We start from the raw sequence: 10,279 nt of genomic DNA on the forward strand, positions 1-10,279 counted from the left end.
CTACTTATGATGACCCCTACTGTTACTGCTCGCAATCTTAGTATCTTTGCTGGTCTACTTGCCTTAAGTATCGGGGCTGGATACGTTTTCTTGTTTAAAGTATTTAGCCAGTTACCCGCCAACAACGCCTCGTCATCTTTGCTATCGTTGCCCACTGAAAAAACAAAAGTCCTGGCATTGGGGCGGTTGGAACCAGAGGGGCAGATTACCAAGGTTGCAGTTCCAGTGGGGGCGCAGATTGATAAATTAAAAGTTTCTGAGGGTGATTGGGTTAAAGCCGGACAAGTTTTAGCTTATCTCAAAAGCCATCAAGAAGTTCTAGCTAAACGAAATTTGGTTGCTAGCCAGGTAGAGGAGGTGCAAAAACAGATACAAACAGATAGCTCCCTCAATAAAATTGAGATTAGTCAGGCACAAGCACAGATTAGTCAGATTTCTACTCCTCGTTTGCAAGAAATTAGCTCTCAAGAGGCTGCTATTCGCCGATCGCAAGCAGAATTGCAACAGGCAATTCTCATCCGCGATCGCTATGCAAAACTTTATGCTGAAGGTGCAGTTCCTAAAGAAGATTATGAGATTAGGAAGTTACTGGTTGTACAAACCCAGGAGAATTTAAGTCAAGTCAGAGCCAAGTTAGATCAATTAACCACGGCCCGCACAGAGGATATCAAAGTAGCTCAAGAGAACCTCAAACGCTCAGAGATGAATTTAAAGCGAGTCGCTAGCCATAGTGGGTTGACTTCAGCCATCCAAAATTTAAAATTGGCCCAGGCACAGTTAGAGCAAACTATTATCCGTGCGCCCAAAAACGGCCAAGTCCTGAAGATCTACACCCAGGCTGGGGAAGTGATTTCCGATCGCGGGCTTCTCGCTCTGGGCAACACACGTAATATGTATGTAGTGGCAGAGGTTTTTGAAACAGACGTTAAGTTGATTAAGGTCGAACAGCGAGCAACGATTACCAGTCCGGTTTTTTCGGAAAAAATGACTGGCACTGTCACCAAAATTGGTCAACTGGTGTTCAAAAACGACATTATTGGGGACGATCCGACAGCAAAATCAGATGTCCGAGTGGTAGAAGTGAAAATCCGCTTAGATCGAAGCAAACTTGTCTCCGATCTCAGTAATCTGCAAGTAGATGCCGAGATTGATTTAAATTAATTCGCTAAACGTTTTTCAAAAGGGAACAGAGAACTTAGACCTTAACAATTTTTGCAGATGTCTAAATTATCAGGAGTCAGGGAATGTGACTAAACGTCAGCACCGCAAACACTGGAAAGGCCCCCCGTTGGCATGGCGTAACTTAATGCAGAGTAAAGTTCGCTTAGGCGTGGGAGTTTCAGCCATCAGCTTTGCAGTTTCCTTAGTATTTATGCAACTTGGAACCTTTAGCGGAGTGATGAAGGCAGCGACGCTCCTCTACGACAGCCTCGATTTTGACATTGTATTGATTTCATCCAAGTCGCCGGAGTCCACCTATGTTCCACCCTTTTCCCGACGTTATTTGTATCAGGCGGGAGGGATGAATGGCGTTGCTGCTGCCAGACCACTTTATCTGGCATTTGGCTCGTGGCGCAATGTCGAAACAAAGCGAATACGAGCGCTTTTGGTTTTGGGGTTTAATTATCGAGATGCTGTGTTTCGCGTGCCAGAAGTTTATCAGTCTTTACCAGCCCTGCAACGCCAAGATACCTTGTTAATGAATAGCCTCTCACGTTCTGAATTTGGGCCGAGAGAAGTGGGTCTCAAAAGTGAACTGAGCAGGCGACAAGTTGAGATTGTGGGGCTGTTTAGCTTAAATAACAGCATCCGTGCTGATGGTACTGCGATTGTTAGCGATCAAAATTTTATTCGTCTCAATCCGGGGCGATCGCTGGATGATATAAGTCTGGGTTTGCTGAAAGTTGAGCCTGGTGTAAAGGTTGATGAAGTGGTGCAAAACTTACGCCAAATCATGCCAGCAACGATTAAAGTATTCAGTCGTCAGGAAGCTATGTCCAGAGATCGGGAATATTGGATTAAGTCTACTTCGCTCGGTTATATCATTGGTGTTGCTGTGATTATGGCTTTTCTAGTTGCGACTGCCATTGTGTATCAAGTCCTGAGTTCTGATGTCACTGAACGCTTGCATGAGTACGCAACCTTAAAAGCCATTGGATATACTAATCTGCATTTGTTGACGGTGGTTATTCAGCAAGCGATCGTCCTGGCGACGCTGGGGTTTATTCCCGGTTGCCTTCTGGCTTTGGGGATGTACCATGCCATTTTTCTTGCCACAAGACTACCAGTCGCCATGACTGTTAGCCGGATGTTATTCGTGTTTGCTCTGACGATTGTGACATGTAGTGCGTCTGGATTTGTTGTTGCTCGCAAAGTGTTAGTTGCAGATCCCGCTGATGTTTTCTAGGAAAAAGGTTCGAGTTGCCTTCTTTAAGTTGTCCCTTGCTTGGCGCAACCTGCTCCAGCAACGATCGCAGTTTTTCACAGCATTAGCTGCGATCGCGTTTGCGGTTTTTCTCATGTTTTCTCAACTCGGATTTCAGAATGCAATGTTGAATAGTAACGTTGCGTTTATTCAGGTATTCAATGCTGATTTAATCATGCTCAGTCAGCGACGCTATGTTACCGTTATTGACGAAACTTTTAATCGAAATCGATTATATCAAGTTAGACAATTTGAAGGCGTTGCAGCAGCTTATCCACTTTATATGACTCTTGGTAGTTGGAGACGTTTTGGAACTGCTGAGGAAAGGTCTATCCGAGTGTTTGCATTTAATCTAGACGATCCTGTTTTTCTCTTACCTGAGATCCAAGCAGCTGAACTTGCCCTGAAAATGCCCAACACTCTATTGGCCGATAGCAAGTCTCGCAAAGATTATGGTTCTATGCAACCGGGTTTGACAACTGAGCTTTCAGGTGTCCAAGTCAAAGTAATTGGAACCTTTAAACTGGGTGCTGACTTTGTAACTGATGGTAATTTAATTATCAGCGATCTTAATTTTCTGAGAATCTTTGCAACTAGACCTTCTGGCATTGATTCCAAGCTTCGTTCATCGCTCAACGACGTTGATATTGGTCTAATCAAAGTGACTCCAGGAACGAATAGCGATCGCCTAGAAAAGTTTTTGAATCAATCTTTACCATCTGATATAGTTATTTACACAAAACAACATTTTATTGCCAAAGAACTAGATTATTGGACGCAATCATCTGGAATTGGGGCTATTTTTGGACTAGGAACAATCATCGGTTTTGTGGTTGGTATTGTCGTAGTTTACAACATTATCTATAGTAATGTTGCAGATAATCTACCTCAATATGGTACATTGAAAGCCATTGGCCATTCTAATTTTTATCTTGTCAGTATTGTTTTTCTCCAATCTATCATCCTTTCATTTTTTGGTTTTTTTCCGGGTTTTTGCTTAAGCTTTATTTTTTATCAGTTAATTACTACGGCTACAGGGCTGCAATTAGAGATGAATTTTAACGTTATCAGCTTTGTGCTATGTCTAACGGTTTTAATGTGTGTTATTTCTGGATTGATAGCAACCAGAAAGCTGCAAAAGATAGATCCGGCTGATATTTATTAATGAAAATTTTGAATAGATGTTGATTTAAACTGATGTCTACCCAACCAATTATTCAAATCCAAAACATCAATCATTATTATGGAAAGGGTCAATTACGCAAACAAATATTATTTGATATTTCTCTAAAGATTTATCCTGGAGAAATTGTGATTATGTCTGGCCCCTCCGGGTCTGGGAAGACAACACTGCTGACTTTAATTGGGGGATTGCGTTCTGTTCAGGAAGATAGCCTTCAAGTACTAGGACAGGAGTTAAGCGGAGTGAGTAATCGGTTACTGGAAAATGTCCGTAAGCAGATAGGGTTCATTTTCCAAGCTCATAATTTGTTAGGTTCCCTAACCGCAAACCAAAATGTCCAAATGTCTTTGGTGCTGAATGATGCGATCGCAATGGAAGAAGCACAAGAGCGATCGCAAGCAATATTAGAGCAAGTGGGACTGCAAAAGCACATTCATTCTTATCCACACCAGTTATCGGGCGGACAAAAACAACGAGTGGCGATCGCGCGGGCTTTGGTAAACCGACCCCAACTGATTTTGGCAGATGAACCAACAGCAGCGCTAGACAAAGCCAGTGGTCGAGATGTGGTGGAACTAATGCAAAAACTGGCAAAGCAGCAAAATTGTACCATTTTGCTAGTAACCCATGACAACCGAATTTTAGATATTGCCGATCGGATTGTTCATCTAGAAGATGGCCGTTTAGCATCGCCTACAAAGCAAGCAATTCTAGACATTGAGATTACAACGACCTCATTAGTTAAAGCAAAGAAAGAGGAATTGAGCCGCAAGATCCAAGAATTAACCATCCCTCAATTTTTGAGTTTGCTTCAAAAGCTCAAAGAAGAATTTGAACAAGTTTTGCAAGCAATGGATATTCTCAGTGAGCAAATGCTAGAAGCAAATATTGAGGAAGTCATTAGGGCTTTAGCCTTGAAAATCGCCCAAATCATGGCTGCGGATCGAGCTACGATCTTTGTCGTTGATGAGGTAAAAAATCAGCTCTGGGCTAAGGTTGTCCCCAATAAAAACGAAGAAGCATTAGAAATTTTCCTACCGATGAATGGTAGCATTACTGGTTATGTTGCCACAAAGGGTGAAAGTATGAATGTAACTGATGCTCAGAACGATCCTCGGTTCTATCGAGAAATCGATCAAGTCACTGGATATCATACTCGTAATATCCTTTGCTTACCGATGTTCAATAGCACAAATCGAGTGTTTGCAGTGGTGCTTTTAACCAATAAATTAGGAGATACTTCCTTTGATGCTAATGACGAAAGTCAGTTCTGCGAACTAACTACACCCCTAAGCGTCATATTAGAAGGCAGTCTTTCAGTGCTGGAACAATATCGATCCCGAGTGATTCAGAATTTGCAGTTGTAGAATTGATATAAGGAAAAGATTATGGCTTTCAGTGCCACACTAAAAATTAGCAATGATGTCGCTAAAATCACTTTGTCTGGAGAATTGGATGCCATGACTGCACCGATTTTCAAGATAGAGGTAGAGAAAGCAGTAGCTGAGCATCCAAAACACCTCGTGTTGTTGATGCAAGACTTAGAATATATGGCCAGCGGGGGTCTGCGAGTACTCATTTTTGCCAAACAAACAATAGATGCGGCTGCGGATATTTACATAGTTGCTCCGCAGGAAATGGTATTAGAAACACTCAAAAAAACTGGATTTGATCAAAACGTGCTTATAGTCGATGAATATGTCGCTTCGCTCTCAATACTTCTCGGATAAGCATTAAGTAGTACTGAGAATATTGAAAATGAATGGTTCTTTTGTAACTCCTGTTCCTCAGTGGATTGGTTTCTTGGAAGGAAACTTTGAGCGAGTTTTTTTGGCGGGTGGCGGCGGCATAGAAGCGGGGATGGTGCAAGCTGGTATTCGTCCAGCTATCGCAGTCGAGTTCGACCCAAGTAAACCAGAATTAAGTCAGGCGATCACCAAAACCCATCACCGCAACTTTAGCGAGTACGGCTGTAGAGTCGTCCAGCTAACAGTTCAAGAAGAGCGCGGTATTCATAGGTTTTCCCCGCCGCCCCGACTATCTCCACGCCTCCCCGGTGTGTGCCAACTTCAGTCAAGCCCACACAGCTAAGGCGGGAAAAGGCATTGAAACGGCTAATGATCTGACGGCTGCGCTTGCTGTAGCTGAAGCCATCCGACAGTTAAACCCACATTCCGCACGCAAAAGTGGCACACAGAGAAAGCAGTAAGTAAATCAAGAATATGGGTAAAAATTGAGACAATTAATATCCAGGAGCCAAGTGAGTAGCCAGAATCGGGGTAAAAGTCAAAAAATAAATAAAATTAGCACTCCATAAGCTGCCATCATGAAAAGCTAAAAAAGTTGATGGAATGTAGTGTGAAAATGAATTCGCCCTTGAATATTGATCTCTAAAAATCACTCCTATGTACAACTTGGATGACAGAATATGGTTCAAAGTAACTAAAATATGATTCAATTCGCGTTGATAAGTATTTTTAGGAGACTGTAGTGAAGCAACAAAGCCGTCCTTGTATCACATAGGTCACGCTCCCGCAGGTGAGGCTCAAATGAACGAATTAGAGTTTGAAGATTGGTGTAGACAACAGCAACTAGCAACCCACACCATTGATTTGATTACACAGATAAGGAAATCACCACCCTCACGTCGGGTACAAGGACGAAGCAAGAACGTTTGTGGCGTGTACCCTAGTTCAAAAATGGGGGTCACAATTCAATTCGAGAGCCATACAGTGGAATTGTGGGCGATTTACCTGATGGAACACGACCCACAAGTTTTAGAGTTCTACGACCAGCCACCACCATTCAAAATCCAGTATAAAAATCAAGCAGGGCGTAATATAGGTCACTATCATACCCCTGACTTTTTTGTATTACGTCATGATGGTGCTTGCTGGGAGGAGTGGAAAACAGTTAAGGAACTAGAGAAATTAGCACAAAAATATCCTGGGCGTTATCAAAAAACAGCAGTGTGAAAATGAAGCTTTAATCGATTGGGTAAATCAACAACATTTGGCAGATCCATTAACCTGTTTAGGTGATGGACATCCAGGAATTTGGAAAAGAATTCGCCAATTTAATTGTCCTAGAGAAAGACGGGAGATTTTAGATTGGTTTGATCTCGTTGAAAATCTACATAAAGTAGGTGGTTCTCTCAAGCGACTCAAAGCTGCGGAAACTTTTCTTCTGTCTTGGAAAAGTTGATGAAACTCTCGCTCTCATCTCTCCACTTCAAGCTAAAAAAGCTCAAAATTTCTGCCAGTATTTGGAAACTCATCGGCATCGAATTGTCAATTATGAGTATTATCAAGCCGAAGGTATTTGTTCGATTGGTTCTGGTGCTGTCGAGTCTACTATCAAACAGATAGATCGACGATTAAAAATTTCTGGAGCGCAATGGGATGAATATAATGTCCCTCAAGTTCTCAAGCATCGCTGCGCTTATCTTAATGACCAGCTTTAGAACCTGTTTAGTTCGTTTGTTCTAACAAAGTTGACATGCTCCCGAATTGATTTCTTCCTCTATTTTCATTGATTCTGCCACTCTTCAATAGTTCATGTGTTCTAGCAAAGTTGACATGCTCCCGTACGGTACTCTCTCCAGTATTCTAATGTCATCAACAATTGGTCTTCTAAGCTGAATTTACCCGGTCGTCCTGTTTTCTGTTTTGTTCGATGAAGCGATCGCACTACCTCTACCATTTTGCTAAAAGTATCTGGACGTACACCACACAAGCGTTTCAAGTCTTCTGGCTTCAGGCTCTTTACCTGGAAAGTAGGTCATAGATGCTACCCAACTCTAACCTACTTGTCCCACGTATGTGGGACTTTTGCAAGAGGTCTATTGGATTGGCAGGTTGCACCTTTACTGCGAGTTGTGCTGCTGCAATCGGGGGCTGAATCCGAACTGATGATTATTTGCCATCATGCGATCGCAGATGGGCTATCTGGCGTTTATCTGATGCGAGATATTCTCCAAGGGTTAGGAGGCAAAATATTTGAGCGATCAGACTTTTCTGCGGCATTATCGCTCGAATCAGCCATTCCTGGCATCGCACCCTCAAAAGAAGCAACCGCTAAGCCCAAAGACTATCTACCACCCCCGTCTCGTCCTCCCCAACCTCACATTCACACCGTTGTCCTCTCTCCCGAACTCACCCAGCAACTGATCCAACGCAGTCGAGCCGAACACACAACCGTACACGGTGCAATCAGTGCGGCGTTCTTGCTCGCGCTGACTCAGCAAGACGTTAAACTCAGCGATGTGATGCAATGTTCACATCCTGTCAATGCACGATCGCAGCTATCTTTACCGATGCCAGATGCAGTTGGGCTGTATGTTTGTTTGCGGATGACGACTCATTCCCTTGAGGCGGATTCCACATTTTGGGACGTTGCCCGATCGGTCAAATCTCAACTCTCACAAATCGACACTGCCCAGCAGTTAGTCGAGGAGCGCCAACTTCGACAACCCATGATGGCGAATCTCACCGATGCCGCCGCCTTTGTTGAAGAAGTGCGATCGCAATATCTCTGTCAACTGACCGTCACAAATCTCGGTCGCATCGATATGGCTCAACAATACGGCAATATTCGGATTGAAGCACTCCATGTCCCTATTCCCGCGTCAGGTGTGGATCTAGGGCAAATTGTGGGAGTTGCGACCTTGGGCGATCGCCTCGCCCTCACGCTTTCATCTACACCACTGATTGATGTGGATCGGGCCCAGAGCGATCGGGCTGCAACTGCCTTTTTATCGGCAGGAGTGAAGCTTTTAGAACTTGCAGTAGTACAGGAAGTTGCATCCGAAGTTGCTTAGTGCACATAACGTAACATTCTGAAGTTACAATCTTTTGCATTTCATTAGTCACAAATTCGCGCTTCACCATAAGAATTTGACAAATCATTGTAAGAATCTGAAAGAAGTTGGGCAATGGAAGTCATTACGATTTAGATAGAAAGAACAAAGACAATTCCACCCAGACAGTATCGCAAATAGAGCAATATACAACTGCCAAAGACTTGTACCACACAGATTGGAGTTGCTACAAACCCAATTGCGATCGCCTATGGCGGGCGGGTACGCCATTGCGACAGTCACATTAATATTGGAGATTAAGTCATGAACCAAACAGCAGATTTTTTCGTTCGTAGCGCAGTCCCGGAAACGACCCGATCTTATATGGGCGGTCTGTTGACTTTTCTCGCAACGTCTGCCGAGACCGGAAACCGCTCCTTTCTTCTAGAGGTGCGGACGGTACCGGGAGCCGAGCCACCGCCCAGCATGGAAATCCCGGCAAACGCAACCACTTACGCGGACTCTGATCCTACTGCCGCGTTAGCGTTCGCGCAGCGTCTCGAAGAGAAGCTTAACGAAGTTATCGCGCTGGCTGCCAAGTACGGAGTCAAGATGCTGACCCCAGAAGAAACGGCGGAACTTTTGCCACACTACCCTGGCTTCGGGGTGCCGCGACTTTGATAAATCAGCGATAAGGAGAAACGATGACAATTACGCCTAGTCAGAACAGGACTTTGTTCAACGAGCTTGCAGCACTGCTCACAGGGCAGCTTGTTCTGCATGAGGACGCTGGTTATGAACAAGTGCGCCAACTCTGGAATGGCAGAGTGAAAACCCGACCCGCCGCGATCGCTCGTTGTTTAACTGTGGAAGATGTCATTCATACCGTTCGCTGGACGCGGGCACACGGTCTGCCACTCTCGGTTCGAGGGGGAGGACACGACTTTGCCGGACGAGCGCTGGCTCAGAATGGTATCACGATCGATTTGTCCCAGATGAAAGCTGTCACCATTGATCCAGACAAGCGCACAGCCCATGTTCAAGGTGGAGCAACAGCAGGCGACCTGATTGAGGCAGCAGAGAAATATGGGTTGGCGACCACTACAGGAACCGCCTCCCTTGGGATGTCTGGATTTACCCTGGGAGGAAGCTACAGTCCTCTGACAGGGGCTTATGGACTGGGTGCTGATAATCTGCTGTCCGCACAGGTCGTCACTGCTGATGGACAGCTTGTCAACGCGAATGCTGAGGAACATGCAGACCTGTTTTGGGGACTGCGCGGCGGCGGCGGCAACTTTGGCGTTGTCGTTTCCCTGGAGTTTCGCCTGCATCCCCTGACAACAGTGCTATCGGGTATGTTGCTCTATCCTCTGGAGCAAGCCAGAGCAGTGTTTTGCCAGTTCAATGAGTTCATCGCCACAGCACCCGATGAATTGACGATTCAATTTGGGTTCATCCAAACGCCAGAGGGTCAGACGGTTTTGTTGCTCTCACCGACATATTGTGGTGCACTTGAAGCCGGTGAGCAGGCGATCGCTCCTCTGCGGACATTTGGCACACTGCTGGTTGATCAGGTGCAACCCGTCACCTATAATGCTCTGATTCATCGAGCAGAGATCGCCCCGAAAGGTCGCCACTACTACACTCAAACCCAGTCGCTTAATGGTCTTCAGACCGAGGCTATCGAGGTGCTGATCGAGCAGGGACTGCCATTTTCTTGCCCATTTTCGATCATCGGACTCATTAACTTTCATGGAGCCGCGAGTTGCGTAGGTACCTCTGAGACTGCTTTTGCGCTGCGTCAGGATCATCTGCTGGTTAACCCTCTTTTATCACTCTCGACAAAGTATAATTAGGAGCGATCGCAAAAACA

General features: G+C 44.8%; 12 protein-coding genes and 1 pseudogene. 12 read left to right on the top strand and 1 reads right to left on the bottom strand.

What is annotated here, in order from left to right; genetic code table 11:
* The first annotated feature begins 6 nt into the window (after positions 1-6).
* The 8 genes and pseudogenes from RMY63_RS27825 to RMY63_RS27860 form a co-directional block, all read left to right on the top strand.
* Positions 7-1,161 carry an efflux RND transporter periplasmic adaptor subunit gene (locus RMY63_RS27825; protein ID WP_322731797.1) on the top strand — a complete coding sequence of 385 codons (1,155 nt, stop codon included), beginning with the start codon at positions 7-9 and terminating at the stop codon, positions 1,159-1,161.
* Positions 1,162-1,246: 85 nt separating this feature from the next.
* On the top strand, positions 1,247-2,407 hold the full coding sequence (gene devC, locus RMY63_RS27830; protein WP_322731798.1) for an ABC transporter permease DevC: 1,161 nt from the start codon (positions 1,247-1,249) through the stop codon (positions 2,405-2,407).
* On the top strand, positions 2,397-3,590 hold the full coding sequence (gene devC, locus RMY63_RS27835; protein ID WP_322731799.1) for an ABC transporter permease DevC: 1,194 nt from the start codon (positions 2,397-2,399) through the stop codon (positions 3,588-3,590). Before devC (RMY63_RS27830) ends, devC (RMY63_RS27835) begins: the two co-directional genes overlap by 11 nt.
* A gap of 32 nt (positions 3,591-3,622) precedes the next feature.
* Positions 3,623-4,975 carry an ATP-binding cassette domain-containing protein gene (locus tag RMY63_RS27840; protein WP_322731800.1) on the top strand — a complete coding sequence of 451 codons (1,353 nt, stop codon included), beginning with the start codon at positions 3,623-3,625 and terminating at the stop codon, positions 4,973-4,975.
* A 21-nt stretch (positions 4,976-4,996) separates the two neighbouring features.
* Complete coding sequence (locus RMY63_RS27845) at positions 4,997-5,338, top strand: anti-sigma factor antagonist (RefSeq protein ID WP_322731801.1); 342 nt, start codon at positions 4,997-4,999, stop codon at positions 5,336-5,338.
* A gap of 28 nt (positions 5,339-5,366) precedes the next feature.
* On the top strand, positions 5,367-5,699 hold the full coding sequence (locus RMY63_RS27850) for a hypothetical protein (RefSeq protein ID WP_322731802.1): 333 nt from the start codon (positions 5,367-5,369) through the stop codon (positions 5,697-5,699).
* 665 nt (positions 5,700-6,364) lie between these two features.
* On the top strand, positions 6,365-6,583 hold the full coding sequence (locus RMY63_RS27855) for a Tn7 transposase TnsA N-terminal domain-containing protein (protein WP_322731808.1): 219 nt from the start codon (positions 6,365-6,367) through the stop codon (positions 6,581-6,583).
* Positions 6,582-7,071 (top strand): annotated as a pseudogene (locus tag RMY63_RS27860) (ISKra4 family transposase); the annotation flags it as partial. The gene RMY63_RS27855 and the pseudogene RMY63_RS27860, both read left to right, overlap by 2 nt.
* 101 nt (positions 7,072-7,172) lie before the next feature.
* Here RMY63_RS27860 and RMY63_RS27865 read toward each other — a convergent pair.
* Entirely contained in the window at positions 7,173-7,352 is a 180-nt protein-coding gene (locus tag RMY63_RS27865) for a transposase family protein (protein ID WP_322731803.1), read from the bottom strand.
* A gap of 100 nt (positions 7,353-7,452) precedes the next feature.
* Here RMY63_RS27865 and RMY63_RS27870 point away from each other — a divergent pair, with 100 nt between their 5' ends.
* From RMY63_RS27870 to RMY63_RS27885, 4 genes are all read left to right on the top strand, one after another.
* On the top strand, positions 7,453-8,427 hold the full coding sequence (locus RMY63_RS27870) for a phthiocerol/phthiodiolone dimycocerosyl transferase family protein (protein WP_322731804.1): 975 nt from the start codon (positions 7,453-7,455) through the stop codon (positions 8,425-8,427).
* Between the two features lie 107 nt (positions 8,428-8,534).
* Positions 8,535-8,714, top strand: a complete 180-nt coding sequence (locus RMY63_RS27875) for a hypothetical protein (protein ID WP_322731805.1) — start codon at positions 8,535-8,537, stop codon at positions 8,712-8,714.
* 16 nt (positions 8,715-8,730) lie between these two features.
* Entirely contained in the window at positions 8,731-9,087 is a 357-nt protein-coding gene (locus RMY63_RS27880; protein ID WP_322731806.1) for a hypothetical protein, read from the top strand.
* Between the two features lie 23 nt (positions 9,088-9,110).
* Positions 9,111-10,262 carry an FAD-dependent oxidoreductase gene (locus RMY63_RS27885; RefSeq protein WP_322731807.1) on the top strand — a complete coding sequence of 384 codons (1,152 nt, stop codon included), beginning with the start codon at positions 9,111-9,113 and terminating at the stop codon, positions 10,260-10,262.
* Positions 10,263-10,279: the final 17 nt, after the last annotated feature.

The organism is Nostoc sp. ChiQUE01b (genome assembly GCF_034531255.1).
Lineage (GTDB): Bacteria > Cyanobacteriota > Cyanobacteriia > Cyanobacteriales > Nostocaceae > Nostoc.

Bases quoted from the DNA above. Each gene is read 5' to 3' on its own strand.
- RMY63_RS27825 (WP_322731797.1), top strand. From the start codon at position 7: ATGATGACCCCTACTGTTACTGCTCGCAATCTTAGTATCTTTGCTGGT.
- devC (WP_322731799.1), top strand. From the start codon at position 2,397: ATGTTTTCTAGGAAAAAGGTTCGAGTTGCCTTCTTTAAGTTGTCCCTT.
- RMY63_RS27840 (WP_322731800.1), top strand. From the start codon at position 3,623: ATGTCTACCCAACCAATTATTCAAATCCAAAACATCAATCATTATTAT.
- RMY63_RS27845 (WP_322731801.1), top strand. From the start codon at position 4,997: ATGGCTTTCAGTGCCACACTAAAAATTAGCAATGATGTCGCTAAAATC.
- RMY63_RS27850 (WP_322731802.1), top strand. From the start codon at position 5,367: ATGAATGGTTCTTTTGTAACTCCTGTTCCTCAGTGGATTGGTTTCTTG.
- RMY63_RS27855 (WP_322731808.1), top strand. From the start codon at position 6,365: ATGGAACACGACCCACAAGTTTTAGAGTTCTACGACCAGCCACCACCA.
- RMY63_RS27880 (WP_322731806.1), top strand. From the start codon at position 8,731: ATGAACCAAACAGCAGATTTTTTCGTTCGTAGCGCAGTCCCGGAAACG.
- RMY63_RS27885 (WP_322731807.1), top strand. From the start codon at position 9,111: ATGACAATTACGCCTAGTCAGAACAGGACTTTGTTCAACGAGCTTGCA.